Annotated in this window: 28 protein-coding genes; 5 read left to right on the forward strand and 23 right to left on the reverse strand. The window is 35.9% G+C overall.

Annotation, left to right across the window (positions count from 1 at the left end; all coding sequences use genetic code 11):
• Position 1 precedes the first annotated feature (1 nt).
• The 13 genes from F5ESL0228_RS08370 to murB all read right to left on the reverse strand — a co-directional run bounded on the left by F5ESL0228_RS08370 (position 2) and on the right by murB (position 14,572).
• Positions 2-1,363, reverse strand: coding sequence for a DnaD domain protein (locus F5ESL0228_RS08370; protein ID WP_199713334.1), 1,362 nt, complete (start codon positions 1,361-1,363; stop codon positions 2-4).
• A 2-nt stretch (positions 1,364-1,365) separates the two neighbouring features.
• On the reverse strand, positions 1,366-1,833 hold the full coding sequence (gene nrdR, locus F5ESL0228_RS05785) for a transcriptional regulator NrdR (protein ID WP_122018524.1): 468 nt from the start codon (positions 1,831-1,833) through the stop codon (positions 1,366-1,368).
• Positions 1,820-2,437: a dephospho-CoA kinase gene (coaE, locus tag F5ESL0228_RS05790; protein ID WP_122023152.1), complete on the reverse strand. Its 618-nt coding sequence runs from the start codon at positions 2,435-2,437 to the stop codon at positions 1,820-1,822. The genes nrdR and coaE overlap by 14 nt, the downstream gene beginning before the upstream one ends.
• Positions 2,437-3,264 carry a bifunctional DNA-formamidopyrimidine glycosylase/DNA-(apurinic or apyrimidinic site) lyase gene (gene mutM, locus F5ESL0228_RS05795; RefSeq protein ID WP_122023153.1) on the reverse strand — a complete coding sequence of 276 codons (828 nt, stop codon included), beginning with the start codon at positions 3,262-3,264 and terminating at the stop codon, positions 2,437-2,439. The genes coaE and mutM overlap by 1 nt, the downstream gene beginning before the upstream one ends.
• A gap of 14 nt (positions 3,265-3,278) precedes the next feature.
• Complete coding sequence (gene polA / locus F5ESL0228_RS05800) at positions 3,279-5,951, reverse strand: DNA polymerase I (protein ID WP_122023154.1); 2,673 nt, start codon at positions 5,949-5,951, stop codon at positions 3,279-3,281.
• A 288-nt stretch (positions 5,952-6,239) separates the two neighbouring features.
• On the reverse strand, positions 6,240-6,953 hold the full coding sequence (locus tag F5ESL0228_RS05805; RefSeq protein WP_122023155.1) for a hypothetical protein: 714 nt from the start codon (positions 6,951-6,953) through the stop codon (positions 6,240-6,242).
• Between the two features lie 34 nt (positions 6,954-6,987).
• Positions 6,988-7,425, reverse strand: coding sequence for a CopY/TcrY family copper transport repressor (locus F5ESL0228_RS05810; protein ID WP_122023220.1), 438 nt, complete (start codon positions 7,423-7,425; stop codon positions 6,988-6,990).
• A gap of 25 nt (positions 7,426-7,450) precedes the next feature.
• Entirely contained in the window at positions 7,451-8,266 is an 816-nt protein-coding gene (locus F5ESL0228_RS05815) for a Cof-type HAD-IIB family hydrolase (protein WP_122023156.1), read from the reverse strand.
• Positions 8,267-8,361: 95 nt separating this feature from the next.
• Positions 8,362-10,173, reverse strand: a complete 1,812-nt coding sequence (gene glmS / locus F5ESL0228_RS05820; protein WP_122023157.1) for a glutamine--fructose-6-phosphate transaminase (isomerizing) — start codon at positions 10,171-10,173, stop codon at positions 8,362-8,364.
• Positions 10,174-10,458: 285 nt separating this feature from the next.
• Positions 10,459-11,811: a phosphoglucosamine mutase gene (gene glmM / locus F5ESL0228_RS05825; RefSeq protein WP_122023158.1), complete on the reverse strand. Its 1,353-nt coding sequence runs from the start codon at positions 11,809-11,811 to the stop codon at positions 10,459-10,461.
• Between the two features lie 13 nt (positions 11,812-11,824).
• The gene (locus F5ESL0228_RS05830) at positions 11,825-12,796 is read right to left on the reverse strand and encodes a YbbR-like domain-containing protein (protein ID WP_122023159.1); all 972 of its coding nucleotides are present in this window, start codon (positions 12,794-12,796) and stop codon (positions 11,825-11,827) included.
• A complete protein-coding gene (gene cdaA, locus F5ESL0228_RS05835; RefSeq protein WP_122018533.1) occupies positions 12,793-13,638 on the reverse strand; it encodes a diadenylate cyclase CdaA in 846 nt (281 codons plus the stop codon). Before cdaA ends, F5ESL0228_RS05830 begins: the two co-directional genes overlap by 4 nt.
• Before the next feature lie 34 nt (positions 13,639-13,672).
• Complete coding sequence (murB, locus tag F5ESL0228_RS05840) at positions 13,673-14,572, reverse strand: UDP-N-acetylmuramate dehydrogenase (protein ID WP_122023160.1); 900 nt, start codon at positions 14,570-14,572, stop codon at positions 13,673-13,675.
• A gap of 104 nt (positions 14,573-14,676) precedes the next feature.
• Here murB and F5ESL0228_RS05845 point away from each other — a divergent pair, with 104 nt between their 5' ends.
• Positions 14,677-15,210, forward strand: coding sequence for a 3'-5' exonuclease (locus F5ESL0228_RS05845; RefSeq protein WP_122018535.1), 534 nt, complete (start codon positions 14,677-14,679; stop codon positions 15,208-15,210).
• Between the two features lie 48 nt (positions 15,211-15,258).
• On the opposite strand, the gene tsaE is transcribed toward F5ESL0228_RS05845, so the two are convergent.
• The 3 genes from tsaE to F5ESL0228_RS05860 are packed head-to-tail and all read right to left on the reverse strand — an operon-like array spanning position 15,259 to position 17,426.
• Entirely contained in the window at positions 15,259-15,732 is a 474-nt protein-coding gene (gene tsaE, locus F5ESL0228_RS05850) for a tRNA (adenosine(37)-N6)-threonylcarbamoyltransferase complex ATPase subunit type 1 TsaE (protein WP_122023161.1), read from the reverse strand.
• Complete coding sequence (gene pta, locus F5ESL0228_RS05855; protein WP_122023162.1) at positions 15,732-16,721, reverse strand: phosphate acetyltransferase; 990 nt, start codon at positions 16,719-16,721, stop codon at positions 15,732-15,734. The genes tsaE and pta overlap by 1 nt, the downstream gene beginning before the upstream one ends.
• A gap of 9 nt (positions 16,722-16,730) precedes the next feature.
• Positions 16,731-17,426, reverse strand: coding sequence for a uracil-DNA glycosylase (locus F5ESL0228_RS05860; protein ID WP_199688572.1), 696 nt, complete (start codon positions 17,424-17,426; stop codon positions 16,731-16,733).
• Between the two features lie 168 nt (positions 17,427-17,594).
• Here F5ESL0228_RS05860 and F5ESL0228_RS05865 point away from each other — a divergent pair, with 168 nt between their 5' ends.
• Entirely contained in the window at positions 17,595-18,470 is an 876-nt protein-coding gene (locus tag F5ESL0228_RS05865; protein ID WP_122023163.1) for a Cof-type HAD-IIB family hydrolase, read from the forward strand.
• A 10-nt stretch (positions 18,471-18,480) separates the two neighbouring features.
• Positions 18,481-19,002, forward strand: a complete 522-nt coding sequence (locus F5ESL0228_RS05870; RefSeq protein ID WP_122023164.1) for a hypothetical protein — start codon at positions 18,481-18,483, stop codon at positions 19,000-19,002.
• A 52-nt stretch (positions 19,003-19,054) separates the two neighbouring features.
• Here F5ESL0228_RS05870 and F5ESL0228_RS05875 read toward each other — a convergent pair whose 3' ends face one another.
• The 7 genes from F5ESL0228_RS05875 to F5ESL0228_RS05905 all read right to left on the reverse strand — a co-directional run bounded on the left by F5ESL0228_RS05875 (position 19,055) and on the right by F5ESL0228_RS05905 (position 24,986).
• Positions 19,055-19,795: an SLAP domain-containing protein gene (locus F5ESL0228_RS05875; RefSeq protein ID WP_122023165.1), complete on the reverse strand. Its 741-nt coding sequence runs from the start codon at positions 19,793-19,795 to the stop codon at positions 19,055-19,057.
• Between the two features lie 137 nt (positions 19,796-19,932).
• A complete protein-coding gene (gene murC, locus F5ESL0228_RS05880; protein WP_122023166.1) occupies positions 19,933-21,243 on the reverse strand; it encodes a UDP-N-acetylmuramate--L-alanine ligase in 1,311 nt (436 codons plus the stop codon).
• A gap of 125 nt (positions 21,244-21,368) precedes the next feature.
• Entirely contained in the window at positions 21,369-22,016 is a 648-nt protein-coding gene (gene ytpR, locus F5ESL0228_RS05885) for a YtpR family tRNA-binding protein (RefSeq protein WP_122023167.1), read from the reverse strand.
• 20 nt (positions 22,017-22,036) lie between these two features.
• Positions 22,037-22,357, reverse strand: coding sequence for a thioredoxin family protein (locus tag F5ESL0228_RS05890; protein ID WP_122023168.1), 321 nt, complete (start codon positions 22,355-22,357; stop codon positions 22,037-22,039).
• Positions 22,358-22,390: 33 nt separating this feature from the next.
• Entirely contained in the window at positions 22,391-23,050 is a 660-nt protein-coding gene (gene trmB / locus F5ESL0228_RS05895; protein WP_122018545.1) for a tRNA (guanosine(46)-N7)-methyltransferase TrmB, read from the reverse strand.
• Between the two features lie 3 nt (positions 23,051-23,053).
• Positions 23,054-24,253 (reverse strand): ABC transporter permease, encoded by a 1,200-nt coding sequence (locus F5ESL0228_RS05900; RefSeq protein WP_122023169.1) that lies wholly within the window; start codon positions 24,251-24,253, stop codon positions 23,054-23,056.
• On the reverse strand, positions 24,246-24,986 hold the full coding sequence (locus tag F5ESL0228_RS05905) for an ABC transporter ATP-binding protein (protein ID WP_122023170.1): 741 nt from the start codon (positions 24,984-24,986) through the stop codon (positions 24,246-24,248). Before F5ESL0228_RS05905 ends, F5ESL0228_RS05900 begins: the two co-directional genes overlap by 8 nt.
• A gap of 90 nt (positions 24,987-25,076) precedes the next feature.
• Here F5ESL0228_RS05905 and F5ESL0228_RS05910 point away from each other — a divergent pair, with 90 nt between their 5' ends.
• Positions 25,077-25,508 carry an HIT family protein gene (locus F5ESL0228_RS05910; protein WP_122018548.1) on the forward strand — a complete coding sequence of 144 codons (432 nt, stop codon included), beginning with the start codon at positions 25,077-25,079 and terminating at the stop codon, positions 25,506-25,508.
• Between the two features lie 9 nt (positions 25,509-25,517).
• Positions 25,518-25,859: a hypothetical protein gene (locus tag F5ESL0228_RS05915; protein WP_122018549.1), complete on the forward strand. Its 342-nt coding sequence runs from the start codon at positions 25,518-25,520 to the stop codon at positions 25,857-25,859.

The raw sequence follows: 25,859 nt of genomic DNA on the forward strand, positions 1-25,859 counted from the left end.
CCTATTTCATGCCGTTTTGATCTTCAAAATTTTTAAAGAATTGTTTTAGATCTGCCGTAGAGACATCAGTCTTTTTTGCCGACTTCTTTTTACTCCAATCGGTACCTTTTTCGACTGGTTTATGAGAATAAAAACTGGCTGAACGAGTCTGTTGCTTTTTGAATTTATCTTGTTCTCTTTTATCCATGTAATCAATCGCCTGTGCGCCACTTTGCACCCCATGTTGCAACCAATCATGCAAAATTTTGTTAGCTAGTCGGTATGATACATTCGGGGCACTTTTCAAACAGGCATAGGTCAAGATATTTAGTAAATCAGCAGAAATTCCTTTCTGATTATAAAGATTGTCAAGAACTTGATATTCACTAGCATCAACATAATCATGACGATCTGATTTTAGTTGATATATAAATTGAGCAGGAGACTTCGATTGTGCAAGTTGTAATACCTGCTGTTCTCGTATACTAAAATGTTTAATATCCTCACTTTTATTAGAAGCTTGCTCCTGCTGTTTAAGATTCTGGCGTGTATGCTCAGCATGAATACTGTTAGCAATTGTTTGTTTAATCAACGGCATATTCAAGTGGTAATCACCATGTAAACATGGCAAGGTTTCATCAACAAATTCCTGTTCGGACAAGCCATAAGTCCTCATCAAACCTTGAATAGCAGGACGATTTCGCTCAATTTCACTTCCAGCAATCTGATAAATTTCAAACTGCTGTTTCATAAATTCCCAGTCAATTTGTTCTGGAGGATTAATTTCGGCCGGTTTACTTTGCACAATCTGGTTTTCTTGTGCTGCTTTCTTAACCTCAGGAGAGGGATCAATTGCTTCTTCTTCTGACAACCGAAAAACATCAATAAAAGAGGCAGAAACATCTTTAGCAGACTTAAGGCCATTAATTTGACTGAACGATTTTTGACTTTCACGAGCAAATTCATGACTCAATGATTGAAACATCGTTATCCCTACTTTTTCCTTTAACAGACTAGTTAAAAGTGCCGTTGAAAAAAATTCACTGCTGCTAGGTACACGCTTCAAAGAGAAGAGTAAAATTTGTCCCATAATCTGATTTTCTAACTTACTAGTTCTGACTAAACCAACGGCTTCAAGCTTATGCAAACTCGATAATAGTTTGTTTATATCACAGTCAAGCTGTTCCTGCAGTATATAAATTCCCTTGGCATCAGACAGCATCGCTCCAGAGTCATAATCTTCAATCATGCTTAAATATAGCGACAAGGCTAGTGAACCAATTAACGGCTGATAAAGTTTAATTAGAACTCGTAAATCACCCGGAAAAATATCTACTCGGTTAGTAATAAAGAAAGGCTGTTTAGGATTAGGCGTTTCATACATCACTAATTGTCCTTCTCACGTTTGGCAATCATGTCTTCCATTGTCTTCATAAAACTAGACATATCTTTAAATTCACGATAAATTGAAGCAAAACGAATATAAGCAACATCATCCAATTCTGCCAACTCATCCATCACTAGTTGACCAATTTTTTTCGAAGAAATTTCACTAATTCCTTGCTGACGGACCAGATTTTCCACATGATCAACCAGTTGCTCAAATTGTTCACTGGTAATCGGTCGCTTTTGTCCCGCAGCCATCACTCCACGTAAAATCTTCTTACGGCTAAACGGTTCACGTGTGCCATCGTTCTTGACAACCAATAAAGGGGTGGTTTCTACTCGTTCAAATGTAGTAAATCGAAACCCACAATTTTCGCATTCACGTCGCCTTCTGATTGCCCGATTCTCGTCACTAGGTCGTGAATCAATGACTCGCGAGGCATTCTGTCTACAGTTAGGACATTCCATATTGTTCCTCCTTTTTTATTTTAACTAGTAAGTGACTTAATTTTTGATTTAATTCTTCGATAGTACCAGTATTAGTGATGACATAATCGGCTAATTTTTCCTTCTGAGCTAAGGGCATCTGACTATGAATACGTTTAAGAGCATTTCCTTTAGTTAAATGGTCACGCGCCATTAAGCGTTCAAGTTGGATTTTCTCTGGTACAGTCACTAAGATAGTGCGATCACAATAATTTTGACCTCCGGATTCAAATAACACAGGAGCATCAACAACAATAAACGGCTTCTGTAACTTCCTATATCGCGTAATTTTAGTCTGAATTTCCCGAAAAATCAATGGATGAGTGATCTGATTAAGAACTTGCAATTGTCGCTTATCACTAAAGACCATTTGTCCTAGATACTGACGATTAACTGTTTGATTAGAATTTAAAATTTTCTTACCAAAGTGCTTTACCACATCATTATACCCTTGTTGCCCAATATCCAAAATTTCGTGAGCAATCTGATCACAATCAATAACTGGCAGTTGCCTTTCTTTAAAGAAATCATCGACAGTACTTTTACCACTGGCAATCCCACCAGTTAATCCTAAAACTAATGTCATCAATAGGTTACCTGACAATAAGGGCAAAATGTCGTGCCACGACCATTAACCTTAATTTTTTCTAATGCCGTCCCGCAGCGTCGACAGGGTTCCCCTCGGTGCCCATAAACTAAAAGCATTTTTTGAAAATTGCCTGTCTCACCATTTGCATCTAGATATGTATGAATAGTTGTTCCTTTCTCAATGATTGCCTGCGCAATAATCTCATTAATATTGTCACGCAAATTATCCACTTGATTTGAGGGGATTTTACTAGCCAAACTTAGCGGATTAATTTTAGAGCGCCATAAAACTTCATCAACATAAATATTACCTAGACCTGCCACAACTGATTGATCCAGTAATGTATTTTTTATATTCTTTTTTTTATGTTTTAAACTGGTTCTCAAATAAGCCTTGGTAAATTCAGGAGAATTTGGTTCAAAGCCAAGTTTACTAATTCCAGTAGCTTCTCTTTCTGTTCCCGTCCTAACCAACTGCATTCTACCAAATTTACGCACATCATTATAGCGTAGTGCCGTACTATCTGTGAATGCAAATTGAACATGATCATGCTTGTTTTTAGGATCTAACTCATTAACCAAACGATACTTTCCCTCCATGCGTAAATGCGACACAACGGTAAAATTATCATTAAAACGAATTAGTAAATATTTAGCATAACGATCAATATTAATAACTTTCTTTCCGGTCAATTGATTAACGAATTCCTTAGGATCACTGGCAATAATTTTAGGATACCACAATGTTATTTTCTTGATTGTTTTGCCCGTAATTAGCGGCAGTAGTGTGCGCCGCACAGTCTCAACTTCTGGCAGTTCTGGCATTTATTATTACTCCTTTACTTGGCTTCAAACCAGTTATGACCATAACCCGAATCTGCAATTAGAGGAATATCAAGTTTGACGGCAGATTGCATTACTTGTGGAACAATTTTTGAAACAATTTCAAGCTCATCTTTAGGCACATCAAAGATCAATTCATCATGTACTTGAACTACCATCTTGGTCTTTAACTTTAATTCGTCGAGCTTATGCTGCATATTAATCATTGCAATTTTAATAATATCAGCAGCTGATCCTTGAATTGGTGAATTTATCGCTGTTCGCTCAGCAAAAGAACGTACATTATAGTTTTTAGCGTGAATATCTGGTAAGTAGCGACGCCGATGCATAATAGTTTCCGCATAACCATGTTCACGTGCAAATTGCACAGCGTTATCCATATATTCACTAATTTTGGGATACTGCTCAAAATAGTTATCAATAAATTCCTTAGCTTGTTTACGACTAATATTTAAATTCTTGGATAAACCATAATCCGAAATTCCATAAACAATACCGAAATTAACAGCCTTTGCACGACGCCTCATTAGCGGTGTAACTTCATCCGTGGAATTCAAATGAAAAATTTTCATCGCTGTATGAGCATGAATATCATATCCAGTCTTAAAAGCTTCTTGCATTTGCTCATCACCAGAAACTTGCGCTAAAACACGCAACTCAATCTGCGAATAGTCACAAGAAAAAATATATCCATCTGGTTCACTTGGAACAAAAGCCTTTCTAATTTGCTTGCCTTCCTCAGTTCTAGTTGGAATATTTTGTAAATTAGGATCAACCGATGACAAACGACCAGTTGCTGTTAATGTTTGCAAGTAGCGCGTATGCACACGGCCGTCTTGTTGAATAACATCCAGTAAGCCATTCACATAAGTTGACTGAATCTTAGAAATTTGACGATATGTCAATATATGAGGAATAATTGGATTTTGCTCCTTTAATTGATTAAGAACATCAACTGAGGTTGAATAACCAGTTTTAGTTTTCTTAATTGGAGGCAAATTCAACTTTTCAAACAGAATATGTCCTAGCTGTTTTGGTGAATTCAAATTGAATTCTTCACCAGCTTCTTCAAAAATCTTCTTTTCTAATTCACTTAATTTTTGGGCAAATTCTTTTTGTAAATCGATTAAAGTACCTGCTTCCACTTTAATACCATTCATTTCCATAATGGCTAAAACTCGCGCAACTGGAATTTCAATACTTGCATAAAGGTCGTCTTGCTCATGTTCTTGCAGTTTATCGACTAAAATATTCTTCAAACTTTCAACAGCCTGTACTTTACTTGCTAAATGATTAAATATCTTTTGATCATCATTAGGAATCTGCAAACTTCTACCTTTACCATAAATTTCCTCATCACGCATAACTGAGTCGTTACCGTACATGTGACAAATTTCACCCATGTCATCAGAATTGTTTTCATTATTAATAAGATATGAGGCTAAAAGCATATCATAATCAATTCCATGAGCAGTGATTCCCAACCGATTTAAGCCGACCATTGTTCGCTTTAAGTCAAACACATTTTTCTTAACCTGCTTATCTTCAAGCGCATGTTGGAGATTAGTGCTTTTTAAAAGATCCATATCGCGACTAACAAAGATTTGCTTACCCGCTTTAAGGGCAAAGCCAACAAAATTGGCAAGATGATAATTTGCGCCAAGCATGGCTAAGTAAAAACTAATTGTTGCCCCACTTTTCACTTTAATATCAGTAATATTTTCATTAGTTACAATAGTATATTTAACTGGTACGATTGGAGTTGTTTCTTTAGTGGCAACCAAATCGGTACTAGATTCTAATTCGTTTAAAAATTTACGGAAATTCATTTTTTCATAAAAACGATGAAGCTTTTTGTAATTAACTTCTTGTTTTTTTATGTCATCTAGAGTAATGGTTACGGGCGTTTGGCAATTAATTGTCGCTAGTTTCTTAGCTAAAAAGGCTTTATCCCTATCATTGATTAAATTTTCTTTCAATTTAGACTTCTTCAACTCATCTACATGCTGATATAGATTTTCCACTGAGCCGTATTGTTGAATCAAATTCGAAGCTGTCTTGGGACCAACTTTGGTAACCCCAGGATAGTTATCCGAATTATCACCCATTAAAGCCTTCATATCGATAAATTCCGTCGGAGTAACGCCATTAACTTCTTTCATGTGTTCTGGGGTATAAGCCTCTAAATTCTGTACTCCCGTCTTGGTTACCATAACAGTAATTTTATCAGAAGCAAGCTGCGTTAAATCTTTATCTCCAGTTACAACTGTAACATCATAAGCGGAATTTTCCCCTAGCTTGGCAAAAGTTCCAATAATATCGTCAGCTTCGTAATTGACTAACTCGTAGGTCGAAATCCCCAAATCATGCAATAACTCCTGAATATACGGAAGTTGCTCCGAAAGTTCTGGAGGGGTTTTCTGTCGTCCACCTTTATAATCATCATACATAGCATTTCTAAAAGTCGTTTTGCCAGCATCAAAAGCAACCAATACATGGTCGGGGTTGATGTCATTTAACAAAACATCCAACATATTTTTAAATGTATAAATGGCATTAGTATGCAAACCCTCTGAATTCTTGAAATTATCAAGCTGACGGTATAGTGCATAAAAGGCACGAAAGGCAATAGAATTACCATCGATTAAAAGCAATTTTTGATTAGCCATTAGATCTCCTCATGTAAAACTTCAATTAATTTAACTATCATTTTAACAGTTTTTATCGCATCTTGCAGACTAGGGCCTTGGTGTGCATAGAAAAGTCGTTTATTTGTTTTTTTGGTATTTAATTTTTAAGATGTTAGAGTTAAGTTCATCCAACCTAAATCTTAAATAACATAAACTTTTTAATTATAATTATTCTTTTCGAAATATTTCTAAATTGTCTGAGATATTCAAAGCAAAAAATCCAAATTTTCAATTACTGAAAATTTAGATTTTTTAATCTATTTTAATTTAATTATTTTTAGCTGTGATTTTTAAGACTAACGGCCAAAGCACTATTATTACCAATGCAAGTCCCAAGCCGAGCCAAAGGGCAGCCGACGTTGACAAAGTAATCCCGTGATAAAACTCAGTTTGCAGATATTGCAATAATTCATTAACGTAGAATTGTTGCAAGCCAAATGTTGCTCCCGCTGAAAGTAGCAATAATAACGAAGCGATTTTTTTGCCAAGTAAAATAAGAAGCGCTGTAATCGCAAAGACGGCAATTACTCCGAAGAAAAAGTAATGAAACATATTAATTTTTTGCTTTACTGACTGTGAGTTATGTTTCAAATTATGATTAATTCTGTCTATGATAACATAATTAAAGGCCTTCTGAATTTGATTTTTCTCAGTTAGATTTAAATTCTTATCCGTCAATTCTCCATTTTCTTGATAACTAACGCTAAGATTATAAAGGTTTGTATAAGAAAGATTATACTGATACTTGCGTTGAAGTTGACCCCAAATTTTATCCGTAACGCCAAGTTCTTCCCCTAATTTTAACGTATTTTTTAAATCTATATTGTCTGAGTGGTCAACATTCTTTTGAACAATTGCTTTAGCCATTGCTGGAACATTCTCTACAACGATATTTATAGGGCTTTTCAATAATAAGAAACCAGAAATGCAAACCAAAACAGCAAAAACTATTCGCAACAAAAAAGTACCAATTTTTTTCATTTAAACTATTCGCCTCCGATTAATTAGCTTAGGGTTAACAATCATGCTGCCCCAGCGTTAAACAATCGCACGGAACCATTGCCGGAGCATTCTCTTTTTTACAGGCTAGTTCTTGTTCAATTGTTGTAATATCATTTTTAGTTAATGGTATCTTTTTGATAATTTCAATCAACACCTGTCCTTTATGCATATCACACATACGACTCATCATTTCATTTGTAACTTGAATCATCATTTCCACTTGAGTAACCGTCGCCGAATATACAAAACGGTGACCATCCTTATGTGTTTGCAAAAGACCTTTCTTCACTAAGCGTCTCATTAATGTTTTAATCGTTGACTGCGACCAATCTTTTTTTAATTGCAACTGTTCAATCACATCACCCGTATGTATTTTACCTAGTGTCCACACAATACGCATGACTTCCCATTCCGCTTCAGAAATATTATGCTCGATCTTTTTTTCCACCATAACCATTAACTCAATCTTAATTCTACTACAATATAAATTTTTTTAGTGCTTGGGCAACTCCGTCATGATCGTTATCTTCTGTCACGTAGTCCGCGTTCTTTTTAATCATATCAATGGCATTTCCCATAGCAATCTTTTTAAATCTAGGATTTGTAAACATAGACAAGTCATTACTCTGATCTCCAAAAACCATTATTTGATTTTGTTCAATTTTCAAGCGATCAGCTAATTGTTCGAGGGCACTACCCTTTGAAACATTTTTGGGAGTAATCTCAATGATTTCCGGAAGACTTCTAATAATATCGTATTTAGCAAATGCCCAATCTGGAATACTCTGCCATAATAGATCAACATCCTCGATATCGTCAATTAAGCCAAAGGTGGCTTTGTTGAAAGTAAAGTCCGTCTTAATTTCGTCCGGTTCACGAATTTTCAAGATATTATTTAGCAAATATGCGTTTTTAGTCAAATTCAAGCCGAGGTCATGGTCACATGACCAGAAACAATCCGTAGTTTCAAAATGAAGATTCACTTTAGCTAAACGTTGCAACTTCTGCATATTGGTAAAATCATTGTAATTCATCTTGTGATTAATAATAATATTACCGTCAAGATCTTGAACTACCGCACCATTAAAGACAACGTTATATTGATTTTTTCCAGCAAGACCTAGCTGCTGATTATAGGAAAAAACGCCTGATAATGGTCGCCCTGTTGCAAGAACAATCTTTATTCCTAAAGTACTAACTTTTTTAATTACTTGTTCAGTTTCCGATGAGATTTCAACGTTACTATTTAATAAAGTACCATCAAGATCTAGCGCGATCACTTTAATTGCCAAATTCGTTTACCTCCTACTTTGTAATAAGCCAATTATACAAAAAGTCGTAATTACTTACGACCCTTTTAGTATATTATTTATTCTCTACTCTATATCTATTCTACTGTAACACTTTTAGCCAAATTACGTGGTTTATCAACATCTAATCCCTTTGCCTTTGATGTATAGTAGGCAATTAATTGCGTAGCCACAACCGCTATTAAAGGTGTTAAATAATAATCAATCTTGGGTAACACTAGATCATCATTTGGTTTTGCCAAATTCTTGCTAGCAATTGTAATCACATTAGCCCCCCGTGCAACTACTTCTTGAATATTACCACGCATTAAATCAGCCGTTATAGGATCATTGATTAAAGCAATAACCGGGGTACCATCTTCAATTAGTGAAATGGTGCCATGTTTCAATTCTGCTGCAGCAAAGCCCTCAGTTTGAATATATGACACTTCTTTTAACTTAAGTGCTGATTCTAAAGCAAGTGGATAATCGAGACCGCGACCAATATAAAAGGCATTTCGAGAAGGCACTATATATTTCTTAGCCAATTTTTCGATTTTTGATTGATCAGACAAGAGTTGATCAATTCCTTCTGCCGCTAAGGACAAATTTTCTTTTAACTGGAATTTCTCAGCTTGCTTGCGATTTGCCTTTTCTCCCAGAGCCTTAGCCAACACTGCCTCAACAGCAATTTGAGCAGTATAAGCTTTAGTTGACGCAACTGCAATTTCAGGTCCCGCCTCAAGTGTCATTGTGTAATCGGCCTCTCGAGCTAAAGTTGAATTTGGAACATTTGTTATGGTTAAGCAAGGAATTCTACGCTTAAGAGCTTCCTGCAAGACCACACGTGAATCGGCTGTCTCACCAGATTGCGATAAAAAAATGAAAAACGGATGTTGCGATAACATCGGGAAATGATATCCAGCTTCTGACGCAAAACCGACTTCAGTTGGTATACCACTTACTTCTTCAAACATAGTCTTTCCGACTAAAGCAGCATGATAACTTGTTCCCGCAGCAAAAAGGTATAACCGATCAGCTTTGACTAAAGCATCAATAATCTTTGAATCGACTTTTGGCTCTCCTTTTTGATCAAGATAAAATTGATTTAAATGACGTAAAACATTTGGCTGCTCAGAAATTTCTTTCAACATATAAAACTCATATGTGCCTTTGCTTGCAGCATTAGGATCAACTCTTACTTGATAAGGTTGAGGTTTCACTACTTTACCTGTAATAGTTTCAATTCGATACTGATTTTTAGTAATATCGCCAACTTCACCATCATGTAAATCAACAAAGGTATTGGTTTGATCGAGAACGCATAATGCATCAGAAGCAATAATATTTCCTTCAGAAGTTAACCCAAGCATTAACGGTGATTTATTCTTAGCGATAAAAATATGATCCGGTTGTTGATTATCAACAAGAAGGAATGCATATGAGCCTTTAATAAGAGTGAGAGTTTGTTTCAAAGCACTGAAAGCATCCAGTTTTTTATCACGAGCAATCTTACTGACCAACTGGACAACTACTTCGGTATCGGTATCAGACTTGAAGGTTACATCCTTTAAATAATGTTTCTTAAGTTCCTGATAGTTTTCAATCACTCCATTATGAACTAAATAAAATCTCTTAGTTTCATCAAATTGAGGATGTGCGTTATTTTCACTTGGCGCTCCATGAGTTGCCCATCGTGTATGCCCAATTCCGACCACACCTTGCTCATTGGGAGTCATTTTATTTTTTAGATTCTGTATCCGACCAGTAGTTTTTGTTAGAAACTCATTTCCTGCTAAATCATTCAAATAGATCCCAGCAGAATCATAGCCGCGATACTCCAACTTTTTCAAGCCATTCAAAACAATGTCTCTGGCAGATTTTCCAATAACACCGACTATTCCACACATATTTATCTCCTTTGGTATAGTTATATTATTTAAAAATGGATTAGTTTTATAACTAAAGCTACATAAAGAATATTAACCTTTTATTTTGAATTGGTCAAGCACGGTATTTTAAATTGGTATATACATATTTAAGAATATTTGAAAAATCAATGCTTACTCAAAGATCTTTTTTAGTTTAATTTGGCACAAAGAGATAAATCAAAAATAAAAACTGATAATCAACGAGAATTATCAGCTCTTTTATTTATTTGCAATTTTTCACAGATTTTTTTTATGATACATTGACTAAACGCCCATTTCTTGTTTAACAACATCGGTAATACGTTTAACATACGTAGCTGTTTCTTCTTCTGTTGGTCCTTCTGCCATAACCCTTAGAAGTGATTGGGTACCCGAGGGACGAACTAAAACGCGTCCATCACCATTCATATCTTTTTCGACATCATTAATTACATCAAGAATTGCTTGATGCTGTTTCCAGCTATTCTTATCTTTGACAGGAACGTTTACAAGGCATTGGGGGTAATCTTTAAAATCAACCAATAATTCAGATAATGTTTTACCAGTTTTTTTCATAACAAGCATTAAATGAAGACCGGTTAGCATCCCGTCTCCAGTATTATGATAATCACTCATAATCACATGTCCTGATTGTTCACCTCCCAAATTAAAGCCATGAGCACGCATTTCTTCAGAAACGTACCGATCTCCGACTTGTGTACGAACATTCTTAATTCCGCGTCTTTCTAAAGCTTTTGTAAAGCCGAGATTACTCATCACTGTTGTCACAATCGTATCATTTTTTAGGCGACCACTATCTTCCATGAAAGTTCCTAAAATATACATGATATGATCACCATCAACTTCATGCCCGTTTTCATCAACAGCTATACATCTATCAGCATCACCGTCAAATGCTAAGCCCAGTTGTGCGCCTTGCTTTACTACTTCTTCTTGTAACCTTTCAGTATGAGTTGCCCCAACATGATCATTAATATTCAATCCATTAGGATGAGTTGCAATTGTTGTAAAATCAACGCCACAATCAGCAAATAAACGGGAAATCAAGCTACTAGCTGCACCATTCGCACCATCAATTACAACCTTTATGCCATCAAGATTTTCGGGAATCGTATTTTCAATAAATTGCAGATATTTTGCACTACCCTCATGAAAATCCGTGACAGAACCTAGCCCATCAGCTGATGGTCGGGGTAAAAGATCTTCATGAGCATCGATCAATTTCTCAATCTCATCCTCCATCTCATCAGATAATTTTAAACCATCACTACCAAAGAACTTAATACCATTATCCTCAACAGGATTGTGCGAAGCTGAAATCTGCACTCCTGCATCCGCTCCTTGAGCACGTACTAAATAAGATAAGCCAGGAGTAGTAATCACACCAACTTCAAGCACTTCAATACCAACGGAAAGAAGGCCCGAAATCAAAGCATACTCAAGCATTTGACCTGAAATTCTAGTATCACGAGATACTAATACCTTTGCTTGTTCTTTCTTCGACTTATTTTTAGTTAAAATGTAACCTCCATCACGCCCAAGTTTAAATGCCATTTCGGGGGATAAATCCTGATTTGCTACGCCTCGAACACCGTCAGTGCCAAAATACTTTAACATATAAAACACCTTTCTATTTATCTTTAAAATCGTTTATATTATCTACTTTTAACTCAACGTTAATCTGATTAGGATTAGCCTTAACGACCCCATTGGGTAATTTTAATTTCACAGTCTTTGTTGTCGAAGAGTTAACATCTCTAAGGTCTACTGCAACTGGTAGGCTTTTAATTTTTGCCAGAGCTGATTCACTACCATATAAAGTAACATAATTGTTTTTAGCCGTCAGAGAATAAACTTTTCTAGCTTTTTCATGTTTTGGCTGTAATGCAACCTTAACTTTCTTTTGGGCGGTAGTAATTGGAATTGTCACCCTTGCCGTTGCCGGTTCAATAATCACATTCAATTGTCGACCTCTTTGATCCTCAGCAATCAAACTAACTTGTCTTTCATAAGAATGATCAATTCCATTTGGCAATACAATCTTTGCTACGATTTGATCAATTTGATCTACTTCGCCACGAGCACCGGTAACTTCGACTTGTTGCGGATCAACACTTGTTTTGCCAAACTTGTATCCGCTTGCTACGGCATTTTTATTATACTCTATTTGTACAGGCATTGTCGTTGATTTTCGACGTTGAACATTTACATGAACAATTTTAGGATTAACTGTATAAGAAATTTGATTATTAATCCCATTAATATGAACCTTAACTGTTTGATCTCCAATCCTGTTATTAGTTAAATCAATATAGGCTCGAAAATTCTGTGTATTAACAGTTGACGTTACTAATGCCGTTGATCCTTCCAACGTAACACTAACTTTTTCAGGATAGCCCACAACATAATATTTATCGGTATCAATTGAAACTTGTAAAGGAACTTTGATAGTCTGTACCTTATTAGCAGTTTGCTTGGTTCTTTCCGCTTGTCCTGGAGTCAAAAAACCATTTTGTGTGTAATTAACATAAATTACTAATAAAATTGCAATCAAAAGTGAAACAAGGCGAATGAACCATGTTTTTCGCCAAAACTCTTTCATCGATCTGCACCCCACTTCCAAATTTTTTGCAAGGCTTTTTGATACCACTTATCATTGCCGTTTTTCTTAGGCACTAATTCAGCGGTTAAATACTTCATGTATTCCTCACGAGTCATATCAAGCATCATTCGACCATTTCGAGTGATTGTGACACCACCAGTTTCTTCAGAAACAACAATTGTAATTGCATCAGTTACTTCAGAAATACCAACAGCAGCGCGGTGTCTAGTTCCCAGTCTTTTAGGGATCATCGTGCTATCAGATAGTGGCAGATATGCCGCCGCAACCGCAATTGTATGATCCTTATTAATGATCACAGCACCGTCATGCAACGGTGTATTAGGGATAAAGATATTAATCAATAATTCTCCAGTTACGTGTGCATTCAACTTAATTCCAGTTTCAATATAATCTTCAAGTCCAGTTTCCTGTTGGATAGTAATTAAGGCACCTATGCGGCGCTTGGACATATACTGAATTGCTTTATCAAGCTCATTAATAAAGTGAAGCGATTGATCACGTTCACTGTCTTCGCGCTCACCAAAAATAGGTAGGCGTCCCAAATGCTCCAATCCTCGCCTAATTTCGGGCTGAAAAATTATGATAATTCCTATTACTGACCAAGATACAATCTGATCAATCAACCACGTTGTCGCATGTAATTGCAAAAATCCCGCAATGATACGCACAATAAAAATCAACACAATCCCTTTGGCTAATTGAACAGCCTTAGTTCCTCTGATTAAAACCACAAGGTGATAGACCAAAAACCAAATAATCAATACATCCAGAATGGTTGACAAGCTACTCCAAGTGAAGATATTTGCAACATTATAATGCATAACTAATCCTTTCAATTTATTTTATATTACCAGTTTATTCAACTGGATCACCAATAATTCTAACTTCAGTTTGCAAATCTATCCCATCTTTTTCTTTAATTTTCTGCTGAATTAATTCAATTAAAGCAAGATAGTCGCTTGCGGTAGCACCTCCTTTATTGACAATAAATCCTGCATGCTTCATCGAATCTTGTGCTCCACCAATTTGTTTACCTTGAAGCCCAGCAGCAATGATCATTGGCCCAACAAAATGACCAGTAGGCCGCTTAAAGACGCTACCACACGAGGGATATTCTAGAGGCTGCTTATATTGTCGAAGCGCATTTAAATAGTTCATCTCTGCCAGAATTTTCCTTTTTTGACCCTTTTTTAAAGCAAAAGTCGCCGACAAAACAATATCACCATTGTCTTGCACTAAAGAATGACGATAGGAAAACACCATTTTATCTTTTGTATATGTTTTTAATTCACCAGCTCGAGTCAATACTTGAACTTCTTTCACTACTGAGCCGATTTCTCCACCATAAGCACCAGCATTCATATAAATTGCTCCTCCGATACTACCAGGTATCCCTGACGCAAATTCAAGACCACTTAATCCCTTATTTGCAGCGTTAAACGCGGTATCAATAATCCGCGCTCCAGCCTGAGCAGTAACTTCATCGCCTAGTACTTTAATTTGGTTCATTTTGGTTAAAATTATTACTAATCCTTTTACTCCACCATCGCGAATAATTAAATTAGATGCATTACCAATTATAGTCAAAGATATATTTTGTTTACGAACTAAATAAATTAACTGCTCAAGTTCTTTTTGGCTACGTGGAAAAGCCAAGTATTCCGCTGGCCCACCTGTTTTAGTAAATGTATATTTACTCAGTGGAACATTTTGTTCGATTTCAATTCCTTGTTGGATAAGTTCAACTAACTCCAATACTAAAATCCCTTCTATTGTACAAGTATTTCTTTATATTTTACCGCATTCAGGCTTTTGCTTCACTCTATGTTATACTAAAATTACGTTTTAAAGGAGAAAAAATGAATTTTATTGCAATGGACTTTGAAACTGCCAATCGTCACCCAGAAAGTGCGTGTTCACTTGCCTTAGTGATGGTTCGCAACAATCAAATTGTTGACCGTTTCTATACTTTAATCAACCCACAAATGCCATTTGATGCTCGTAATATTCAGATTCATGATATTACTGCACAAGAAGTAGCAACTGCTCCAACAATGGCTGAAGTATGGCCTTATATTAAAGACCTATATCAACCTGGTATGCTTGTATGTGCACACAATGCACGTTTTGATACCAATGTTATGCGCCAGAGTTTAGCGCGATATGATATTAGTGAACCACATTATTTTGTTATCGATACATTGCGGACTAGTAAGCAATTTGAACCTAATTTGCCTAATCATAAATTAAATACAGTAGCAAAGGCATTAAATGTTGAATTGTGGCATCATCATAATGCATTAAGTGACAGCGAAGCATGCGCAGGTATTTTACTTGAACAGGAAAAGCAATTTGGCGATGAAGCAATCAAAAATTTAGTTGAACAAGTTTGATTTTATTAAAAAAGAGGCGGGTCTGATATATGATATGACCCACCTCTTTTAGTTTATTTGCTTCATAATTGCTTGAACCCACCGCTCATTCCTTTCACCTTGTGGCTGCAAACTAACTATCCGCTTAGTTGAATCCCAACTGTCATCAACTCGCAGAATTTGTATTTGCAAATATTGATCAGGCAATTCTTGTTTAACTGCTTCTGGCCACTCAATGACAACTAAGCCAGGTTCGGCTAAATAGCTAGTTAAATCAATTGATGATAAATCATCATTTTCTAAGCGATAAAAATCCATGTGAAAAAGTGGTAAAGTAGCTTCTTGATATTCCCGCACGATGGTAAATGTCGGACTTTTAACTGGTCTCTTAATCCCTAAAGCAGCACCAAGCCCTTGAGTTAGAGTGGTTTTTCCCGCGCCTAAATCGCCATTCAGTAATAATAAATCATGCGGTTGAGCAGTTTGAGCAATGGCTGCTCCAATTTTTTTCATTTCAGTAGAGGAATTGACTTTAAGGTCCATTAATTTTCTTCTCCCAACATTGATTGTGCTGCTGTCAAAATTGCAACATTATAAATATCGTCACTGTTCGCACCACGGGACAGGTCATTAATTGGTTTGGCTAATCCTTGTAAAATAGGTCCGACTGCAATAAAACCACCTAAGCGTTGAGCAATCTTATATGCAATATTACCTGATTGTAATTCTGGAAACACAAAAATATTTGCTCTTCCTGCAAGTACTGATGTCGGTGCTTTTTTGGCTGCGATTTCGGGGACAAAAGCGGCATCAAACTGTAACTCGCCATCAGCTGGAATTGCGGGATAAGTTTGTTTAAATAATTTGCAAGCTTGTGCAACTCGTTCAACCATTGCACCTTTGGCAGAACCTTTAGTCGAAAAACTTAAAAATGCAACTTGAGGATCAAGACCTACCATTTGTGCAGTTTGAACCGATTGGTAGGCAATTTCTGCTAGAGTGGCACTGTCTGGTTCAGGATTAATCGCACAATCCGCAAAAATATACTTTTCTTCACCCCGTTCCATAATAAAACTACCAGATACCCTCTTCATTCCAGCGGCGGGATGAATTAATTGCAGTGCAGGACGAACTGTCTCAGCCGTTGAATGAGCAACACCTGAAACCATTCCATCCGCATTGCCAATTTGAACCATCATTGTGCCAAAGTAATTGGGATTTTGTAAAAGCTTCTTTACCATCTCATTGCCTACTTGTTTACCTCGGGCATTGATAAATTCTTGCTGTAACTTTGCAAGTCGAGGATAGTGCATGAAATCAATAATTTGCGGCGAAGAATATATTATTTTTTCTTTTTCTAAAATCATATTAATTCGTTTAGGATCACCTAATAAAATCGGCTCAATGACTCTACCTTGTGCCAGCTGCGCAGCTGCACGTAAAATTCTTAGGTCTTCTCCTTCTGGAAAAACAATACGATATTTCTTACCTGTTATTGTTAATTTTTTTTCTAATAATTCAAAAACACTCATTTATCTTACCTATGCTAATTCTGATTGCATTACTTGAAGCGGTAATTGCCAATCAATTGGACTTTTACCAAATTTTTTTAAGGCTTCATTACATCGCGAAAAGGGACGTGACCCAAAGAATCCGCGATCAGCCGAAAATGGACTAGGATGAGCTGATTTAATCACAAAATTCTTCTTTTGGTCAATTAAAGCGATCTTGTTTTGAGCAAACCGACCCCACAAGATAAACACAACTTGCCCACGATCGCTTAGAGCCTTAATTGCTTTATCAGTTACTTTCTCCCAGCCCATTCCTTGATGACCATTAGCATTGCCATATGGCACAGTTAAAACTGCATTTAGCATCAATACACCTTGATCTGCCCACTTTTTCAAATAACCATGTTGCACTGGTTGACAACCAACATCGTCATACAATTCTTGATAGATATTTTTTAGAGACGGTGGTAAATCGACCCCCGGCATTACACTAAAACTCATTCCGGTTGCTTGGCCTGGATTATGATACGGATCCTGTCCTAAAATAACTACTTTGGTTTTAGCAAAAGACGTTAATTTAAAAGCAGTAAAAATATGATACATATCAGGGAAAATCTGCTTAGTCGCATATTCTTTTTTCAAAAATGTACGCAGTTTTTGATAATCATTACTTGCAAACACAGGTGCCAAAACTTGATCCCAGTCATTGCCTATAAACTTTTTCATTATTTAAACAGCCTCTCTTTCACCGACTTTTATGGTATCATGAAATTACTTATATTGATAAAAATACTAAAACATTTAATCGCTTTTTAGCAATTAAGCTAAGACGATAGGCAAAATTTTGCAATAGCATTGTTAGCCTGCAGACTGAAAGGAGGAAGCAATTTTATCTTGATTAAATTAGTAGCTTGTGATCTTGATGGAACTTTATTTAATAGTAGCCTAGATATCTCATCTGAAAACATAAAAGCAATTCGTGATGCCCAAAAAAATGGTATTGAATTTATAATTGCAACGGGTCGGGCCCCTGAACAGTCTCGCCAAGAAATCAGAAAATACGGTATTCAAACTGGATTTATTAATATTAATGGTGCTTTAGTTTATGATGCACACGACCAGCTACGTGTTAAACATCCTCTATCACAAAAAAAGGCTTTGCAGATCGCCACGATTTTAGAACGTCACCATCTTTATTATGAATTGGTTACTGCAGATAAAATATATTCCGAAGATATCAGTCAGCGAATCGTTAATTTTGCTCGCTCAATGATTGCTTTAAACAAGAAACTTTCTTTCAAACAAGCAGTTGCGATTGCCGCTGGCAGTAACGTGATGTTGAGTATGACATTTGTGCCTCACCTGCGAAACCTGTTATTACAGCAAAATCTTGAAGTTATGAAAATTATTTCATTTGATGGTCGGGGACCTAAGGCGTTTATTAATGCTGAAAAAGAAATTCAAGACTTAGGAGGATTGGCGATAACATCAAGTGGTTCTGCTAACATTGAAATTAACGATATCCAAGCTCAGAAAGGGCCAGCCTTACTCGACTATGGTAAAACCAAAAATATTCAAGCAGAAGAAATTGCAGCTATCGGAGATAATTTAAACGATGCCAGTATGATCAAAGCAGCAGGAACTGGTGTTGCAATGGCTAACGCAGTTTCTGAAATTAAAAAAATGGCACAAATAATTACTAAGACAAATGATGAAAATGGTGTGGCACATATTTTAAGAAAATTTATTAGCGACAACGCTAAAGAATAGAGGTGCTTTAATGCGCTATTTATTGGAATTAAATCAGAAACAGGAGTATGGCCAAATTCCCGTAGCTGATCAAAATGGCAAGATTTGCTACATTATTCAAGGCAATCTTGATAATCCAAATCATACGCTTTATTTAAAAAGAACTAATGGCAAAGAAATTGGTCGACTATACTCTGACGGAAATGGTCTCATTTCATCTTTTACAATTGATGTCGTTAATCACTCGTTAGTCAAAGTTAAAAGATTAAATAGTAGACTGACTAATCTTTTTTACATTACCAGATTAAACTATCTTGTTAGTGGTAGTATTAAAAATGGTAGTTACAAATTTTTAAGTGGCTTAAAAAAAATTGCGATTGTTAAAACAGATATGAATAAGTTGGGTGTAATCTTAACTTGTGATATTTTGCGACCTGAGGATGTTCCATTTATTCTATTATGTGCCACCTTATTTACGCAGTGGCACACTACACCACTGCGTCTACCTACTTTTCCGCCAATTGGGCAAAAATATAATGTAAAATTCAACTAAAAAACACCCCGTAACAGTTATTCAACGTAACTATTACGGGGTTTTTAGTTAATTATTTTGCATCTTTAACAAAATTATCAACGCGAATATATTGTTTCTTTGGACCACCTACACGGTAGTAACCATTACAGTCATAAAATCTGTACCTTGATCCAAAAGTAAGAATCTGCTTACCAGCTGGCACTATACGCTTGCTTGTTTTCTTACTACTAGTTTCATAAACATAAGTATCATTCTTCACTGTCCGTAGGGTTCCAAAAACATTCCCTGCCATAATATAACTATTGGTGTCCGTTTGATAAGCCAAACTACCATCAGTTAGGCGAACAAGTGGTGAATAAACATTAACCTTTGTAAAAGCTGGCAACATTTCCTTACCAATACGTTGGTGATTCAGGTCATAAATATATGCGTTATGCATCAAGGTCATTGAAACAAGATGGCTATCATTTGAACGATAAACATAGACAACTCTTTGAGGTACTGCACCAAAGATACCGGTAGCGTTAGCTGGCCTACTAATCATTGTATAACCAGGTATTTCTTTTGCATTCGTTATATATCCATTGTTAGCAGTTCCCTCAATAACGTCTCTAGGTACGATATCGTTACCCTGCTCATCTTGGTAATATACAACTACGTCTGGACCAACAAATGGCGCTTGATCAGACACAGCCATTTTTGATTCTTGATTATTCTGTAAAGAATCAGCGTTCACTATTTTAACATTGGTAGACATTAAGGCCATAGCAGCCAAAATTATACTACTAAAAATTGTTTTTTTACTAACCATTGTTTGTCTCCTTAACTTACTAAAGTTTAATAATAATAATTTTATAAGGTGTTTAACTCTTACAATAAAACAATTATATCAAACATAAACATTATTTTTTAGAAGAAAATATTTTTATTTTAGGTTAGTAACAAATTTTAAAGCAGTTTTTCAAATGCTTCCTCATATTTTTGGATATCACCTGCACCCATGAAAACGATAACACTGTTTCTGTTCCGAGTTAAGTCAGCAATATTATCCAAATCAATCACTTCTGAATTTGGAATCTGTGCCACAATGTCTTCACTAGCAATGTCACCCCTAGCTTCTCTTGCTGAAGAATAAATTGGTGTTAGATATGCTTTATCTACCCCGCATAAAATTTCAATAAAATCATTGGCATATTTTTTGGTTCGTGAAAAAGTATGTGGCTGAAAAACGACGACTAACCTCTTATGAGGAAATTTCTGCCGGGTAGCCTGAATTGTTGCCCGCATTTCCGTTGGGTGGTGAGCGTAGTCATCAATAATTTTTGTCTCACCAAAATCTTTTTCGGAAAAGCGTCTTTTAGCCCCTCGATATGTCAATAAACCCTTTTGAATATCAGCCAACGGAACATTTTCTTTATAGGCAACCGCAACTACTGCTGTTGTATTTAAAATATTATGATCGCCAAAGAGGTGGATCGTAAATTCGCCAATTAATTTGCCATGAGTCTGCACCTTAAATGTCGAACCTGTGGTTGTTTTTTGAATATCAATTGCCTGAAAATCATCATTAGCGCTAAAGCCATATGTATATTTAGGAATTCGCGTTTGTAACTGCTTTAGCCGTTCATCTGCTCCCCAAACAAATAAGCCCTTTTGGGTTTGATCAGCTGCTGTTTGAAATGCTGAGGCATAGTCCGCTTGATCCTTAAAATAATCAGGATGATCAAAATCAATGTTAGTCATAATTTGGTAATCGGGATGATATGCTAAGAAGTGCCTGCGATATTCATCAGCTTCATAAACAAAGAAACGCGAGTTTTGAACTCCTTTGCCTTCACCATCACCAATAAGATAGGAAGTAGGAGCTGCTTCACCTAATACATGAGCAAGCAAGCCGGTTGTCGAAGTCTTACCGTGAGTCCCAGAAACGCCAATACTAGTGTGCATTTTAACAACTTCTTCAACTGTATCGGGGTAACTTTGCCAAGAAATCTTTTTATCTTGACATGCCTTAACTTCAATATTATCTTCTTTAAAAGCATTTCCCTTAACAACAATTTGACCGTTTGGCTTAATATTTTTTGCATCAAATTTAGCTACTTTGATCCCGGCTTTTTTCAGTGGTACCTGAGTAAAGGTGTATTTTTCAATATCACTACCAGCAACATTGTATCCCAAATCATTAAGCAGCAGTGCCAATGAGGCCATGCCAGTTCCCTTAATTCCGATAAACCAAATCTGTTTATTTTTATCTAACATATTTTAAGCTCCAAAATTTAATTCACATTGCTTATCATTTTACCATTATTTTTATAAAAGAGCAGAAGCGTTAGTGAAACACTACCCATAAAAAAAGAACTTTTATTAAAAAGTTCTTTTTACTGCTACATGCTAATTTTGCCACTCGCAAGTAACTCATCACATTTTTCTGGATTAAAAGCAGCTCCGATCACAAAATCATCCGGAACCACTAAAATACCACGCTTTTGAGGCGCATGTTCAAGGCCTAACTCACGTGCCGAACAAATCATTCCATAAGAATCAACGTGACGCAATGCACCTGGCCAAATTATTTGACCATTAGGCATTAAAGTACCAGGTAACGCCACAACAACTTTTTGCCCTTGAGCTATATTAGGAGCACCACAGACAATTTGATACTCCTTACTATTTCCCACTTCAACCGTGGTAACATGCAGATGATCGGAATCTGGGTGCTTCTCACAGCTCTTAACATAGCCATAAACGAGCGTTGGTTGACCATAAGCAATTTTTTCATCAAAACCCACTTCAGTCAATTTTTTGTTTAAAGCAGCAAGCTCAGCATCTGAAAGTTTAACTTGACCATCTGGTAACTTATCATATGCGATTAATTGGTCAACATTAAAAAAGTTATAGCCAGTAACAGTACCATCCTCATTGCTAATACGCGTTACGCCATCTTTTTCTTCATAATTACTTTTGCTATGGTCTTGACCTAAGATCACAATCAAAGTATTAGGGTAGCTGCGTTTGTTAATACTAGTAATCATCTATTATAATCCTCTTTCAATTAGTCAAGTGATCGCAAAAAGTTTTCTACTTCTTCCTTAGTTTTGCGATCCTTATTAACTAGTCTACCAATTTCTTTGCCATCTTGGTAGACAACAAATGAAGGAATTCCCATAATATTCAATTCTTTTGCTAAATCAATCGAACCATCCCGGTCGATTTGATAAAACTTAATATTGGAGAAATCTTGTTCAATTTCAGGTAAAAATGGGTCTAAAAAACGGCAATCTGGGCACCAATCGGCCGAAAATTCTAGGACAACACGACCTGACTTAGTAATTTCAGTTAATTTAGCTTGTTCTAACTTTTTAATTTGTTCCAATGTAAAAACCTCACAATCACTACTGTTAATTTATTATTTTACTCCAAAATCAGCATGAAGGGCATAAATCGGATTACCTTTGGCCGCAAATTTATGTTCATACTCGGTTTCAATATTATCATTAGCAATCTCACTTGAGTCGTTGTGCAAATCTACTGAAACATAATCAAAGTGCATTCCATAATTATTCATGCTCTGCAACGAATAAGAAAAGAGTCCGGAATTATCGGTCTTAAATTCAATTTGCCCTTCTGGAACCAATATTGCTTGATATTTTGTCAAAAAATTCTTATAAGTTAAACGCCGCTTTTCATGACGAGTCTTCGGCCATGGATCACTAAAATTCAAATATAGCACCCCCGCACTATGCTTTTCAAAAAAATGATCAATATTAGCAGCATCTGCGCATAAAATCTGTAAATTGTCTAATTGCTTTTCTAATTTTGTGCGCAAAATAATTCCGGCAGCCGTGATTTGTAATTCCACAGCCACAAAATTTATTTCAGGATGTTGCTCAGCCAGTGTAGTAATAAACTTTCCTTTGCCAGACCCGATTTCGACGGCTAGAGGCTTAGAAGGATCGGGAAAGCGGTTTGCCCAATTGATTTTTTGATCAGGGTCTGGACGATCTAAAACACTTTCTGGATGTTCATTCACTAAGTTAACTGCCCACGGTTTATTACGTAATCTCATCGATTAAATCTTCCTTTGCTTAATTTTTATTGGTAAATATAATCGGCCAACTAATAAACTAAAGATTAAAAGTAGCCCACTTGCTTCAAATAATTGCAGATTGATCGGTAAAATCAACAACCAAAATAAACTAATAATTAACCACTGCATAATTAATGCTAGCGCTAAAACCATTACCAAATCTTGGCCTCTTTTGGCTGACTCAATTGGATAAATCCGATACATAATATTATCATCAAATTCGCTTGCCATGGGTAATAATTGATAAACGGTCAAAAAAACCACTAAACATGATAATCCAAGTGCCCAAAGCCAGTTTTGTACTAACCATGAAATTAGAACAGCAAAGGCTGTCATTCTAACTAGTAAGTTTAAATTTTCCGGATTTCGTAAAAGCGAACGTCGGTAAAGAAAACCGTTTGGATTTTCTTTTGCTAATGATTTAGGCAACAAAAAATCCAAGTATTTCCGTCGCTTAATTTTGGGCACTTTCTCCTTAACGTCAGTAAACATGCTAAAGACATTATAAATTTGACTTTTACGATTTTGCTCTTGCTCAACTGCATATCGCCAATCAAATAGGGTAACGTTTTGCGGCTTCAATAGCAAAAAAAGCAAAATTATGATTAATAAAATCGCAATGACATAAATAGTTTGTGGCCAAATCAACGCAAAAGTAAAGATAGCCAAAAACAGTAAATTAACAGTGGTAAGTGAAACTTTACGTGTGAAAAATAGATTGTATTCCATTACTTTTAGCTGCAAAATCTTTGCTGCTAAAACTGCTAAAACTGCAACCACATAAGTTAATGAAGGAACTAATGCCTTAATCGTTGCAAACGGAAATAAAATTCCTGCAAGGAATAATAAGCAGATTACCGGAACTAATAAACTATACTTAAGCATTGGAGCTAAATAAATGAGCATATTCTCATCTTCTGGTAATAAAAATTGTAAATCGGCTGGTTGAATCAATGTTACTAGTTTGCCTATGAATATGGGTAAGGACAATAATGCACCAACTATTGGTCGATAAAACCATAAATTTTCAGGCATAACTTTCATACTTTGAGCATACCAAAACATCAATGCACCAAATAAAAAAATCAACGCTAAAACAAAAAAATCGTTAAACACAAGAACCAAATACTTAAGTGATTGCTGGAAATTAATCTTTAATCTCTTTTTCGCTAACTTACGCATGTTGCTGCTCCTGGTTTAGAATACGATAAATTTTATCGAATGAATCGGCAGCTTTTAAGCCGTAATGTTCACGCAACTGTTGTAAACTTCCAACTACCTCAATTGTCCCATTATTTAAGACAGCATAATTCGAGATTGCTTGTTCGGCATCAGCCAAAATATGAGTAGACATCAAAATCATTTTTCCATTATCAACAGCTTGTTTAATTAAAGCAATCAAATTGGCAACGGCTAAAGGATCAAGACCAGTAAAGGGTTCATCAATTACCAGTAATTGCGTATCGGCAAGAAAAGCTGTCACAATCATAACCTTTTGCTTCATTCCTTTAGAAAAATGAATGGGAAGCCAGTCCAGTTTGTCATCTAAGCGAAATTGCTGTAAAAGTTCTTTCGCCCTCTTTTTCGCTTTTTCCTTATCCAAATTATAACTTAGAATTGTCAATTCTAAATGTTCTTGTAACGTTAGCTCTGGATATAGAACTGGCATTTCAGGAATATATGACACCTGTTTCTTAAAGGCAGATGGATTGCTACTTAGCTCAATCCCATTTACTGATATTTTCCCCTTTTGCGGACGTAACAATCCCAAAATATGTTTAATCGTTGTTGATTTACCAGCACCGTTAAGCCCAATCAGTCCCAAAGCTTCACCGGGTTTAATTTCTAAGTTAATATCTTTAATAACTGGGACACCAGCATAGCCCCCCGTCAAATGATCTATTTTTAGAACCATAATTCCTGTCTTTCTTTTAATGAATTTACTCTTCTTATATGATAGCATGATACTAAAAGAAACTAAATTTTGAAATTAAGAGGTTTTAACATGAACGAACTAAAACAAGATTGTTTATTCTGTAAAATTATTCGCGGTGAAGTTCCCAGCTATACCATTTTTGAAAATGAGGATGTCAAAGCTTTTTTGGACTTGTCGCAAGTTAACCCTGGACATACTCTGATGATACCCAAAAAACATCTCGTTAACTTTTTCGATTATTCATCCCTAGATATACAAAAATACTTACAGTATATCCCAGAAATTGCTAATGCAATTAAAAAATTCGACCCTAAAATATCCGGAATGAATATTAGTACCAACAATGGTAGCAGTGCTGGACAAGTTGTAATGCACTCACATATTCATTTCATTCCACGCTTTGAAGGCGATGGGCTCAAAATCGCCACTCGCAATAATGAAGAACAATATAGTGAGGCAGATTATCAAAAAATTGCTACACAAATAAAAGCACAGTTTTAAGGAGGAATTATGAAACGATTTAACTTTAATGTGGGATTAGCTACGGGAGCTGCTTGTGGAATAATTCTTTCGTTGTTTAAATTTAAAAATGGCAGGCGGCTCGGACAATCTATACAAGATCAAGGGCAAGCAACAAAAAAAGATGCGACAAATCTTGCACAGGCAATTTCTAACTTAAAAAACGCTCGTCAAGAATTAAATGATACATTACCTGCAAGTAAAAGGGCAATCTCAGCACTGCAAAATGACTTTGAATATTATCAAATGAGTATTAGTCGCTTAATTGATGAACTACAAAAACAGGCTGAACAATTGGTTATTGATAATAAAACTAATTCTAAAAAAGATTAA

Origin of the sequence: Lactobacillus sp. ESL0228 (genome assembly GCF_003692825.1) — a bacterium.
GTDB lineage: Bacteria > Bacillota > Bacilli > Lactobacillales > Lactobacillaceae > Lactobacillus.

Bases quoted from the DNA above. Each gene is read 5' to 3' on its own strand.
- F5ESL0228_RS08370 (WP_199713334.1), bottom strand. From the start codon at position 1,363: ATGTATGAAACGCCTAATCCTAAACAGCCTTTCTTTATTACTAACCGA.
- nrdR (WP_122018524.1), bottom strand. From the start codon at position 1,833: ATGGAATGTCCTAACTGTAGACAGAATGCCTCGCGAGTCATTGATTCA.
- coaE (WP_122023152.1), bottom strand. From the start codon at position 2,437: ATGACATTAGTTTTAGGATTAACTGGTGGGATTGCCAGTGGTAAAAGT.
- mutM (WP_122023153.1), bottom strand. From the start codon at position 3,264: ATGCCAGAACTGCCAGAAGTTGAGACTGTGCGGCGCACACTACTGCCG.
- polA (WP_122023154.1), bottom strand. From the start codon at position 5,951: ATGGCTAATCAAAAATTGCTTTTAATCGATGGTAATTCTATTGCCTTT.
- F5ESL0228_RS05805 (WP_122023155.1), bottom strand. From the start codon at position 6,953: ATGAAAAAAATTGGTACTTTTTTGTTGCGAATAGTTTTTGCTGTTTTG.
- F5ESL0228_RS05810 (WP_122023220.1), bottom strand. From the start codon at position 7,425: ATGGTGGAAAAAAAGATCGAGCATAATATTTCTGAAGCGGAATGGGAA.
- glmS (WP_122023157.1), bottom strand. From the start codon at position 10,173: ATGTGTGGAATAGTCGGTGTTATTGGAAAATCTGCCAGAGACATTGTT.
- glmM (WP_122023158.1), bottom strand. From the start codon at position 11,811: ATGTTAAAGTATTTTGGCACTGACGGTGTTCGAGGCGTAGCAAATCAG.
- F5ESL0228_RS05830 (WP_122023159.1), bottom strand. From the start codon at position 12,796: ATGAAAGAGTTTTGGCGAAAAACATGGTTCATTCGCCTTGTTTCACTT.
- cdaA (WP_122018533.1), bottom strand. From the start codon at position 13,638: ATGCATTATAATGTTGCAAATATCTTCACTTGGAGTAGCTTGTCAACC.
- F5ESL0228_RS05845 (WP_122018535.1), top strand. From the start codon at position 14,677: ATGAATTTTATTGCAATGGACTTTGAAACTGCCAATCGTCACCCAGAA.
- tsaE (WP_122023161.1), bottom strand. From the start codon at position 15,732: ATGGACCTTAAAGTCAATTCCTCTACTGAAATGAAAAAAATTGGAGCA.
- pta (WP_122023162.1), bottom strand. From the start codon at position 16,721: ATGAGTGTTTTTGAATTATTAGAAAAAAAATTAACAATAACAGGTAAG.
- F5ESL0228_RS05860 (WP_199688572.1), bottom strand. From the start codon at position 17,426: ATGAAAAAGTTTATAGGCAATGACTGGGATCAAGTTTTGGCACCTGTG.
- F5ESL0228_RS05870 (WP_122023164.1), top strand. From the start codon at position 18,481: ATGCGCTATTTATTGGAATTAAATCAGAAACAGGAGTATGGCCAAATT.
- F5ESL0228_RS05875 (WP_122023165.1), bottom strand. From the start codon at position 19,795: ATGGTTAGTAAAAAAACAATTTTTAGTAGTATAATTTTGGCTGCTATG.
- murC (WP_122023166.1), bottom strand. From the start codon at position 21,243: ATGTTAGATAAAAATAAACAGATTTGGTTTATCGGAATTAAGGGAACT.
- ytpR (WP_122023167.1), bottom strand. From the start codon at position 22,016: ATGATTACTAGTATTAACAAACGCAGCTACCCTAATACTTTGATTGTG.
- trmB (WP_122018545.1), bottom strand. From the start codon at position 23,050: ATGAGATTACGTAATAAACCGTGGGCAGTTAACTTAGTGAATGAACAT.
- F5ESL0228_RS05900 (WP_122023169.1), bottom strand. From the start codon at position 24,253: ATGCGTAAGTTAGCGAAAAAGAGATTAAAGATTAATTTCCAGCAATCA.
- F5ESL0228_RS05905 (WP_122023170.1), bottom strand. From the start codon at position 24,986: ATGGTTCTAAAAATAGATCATTTGACGGGGGGCTATGCTGGTGTCCCA.
- F5ESL0228_RS05910 (WP_122018548.1), top strand. From the start codon at position 25,077: ATGAACGAACTAAAACAAGATTGTTTATTCTGTAAAATTATTCGCGGT.
- F5ESL0228_RS05915 (WP_122018549.1), top strand. From the start codon at position 25,518: ATGAAACGATTTAACTTTAATGTGGGATTAGCTACGGGAGCTGCTTGT.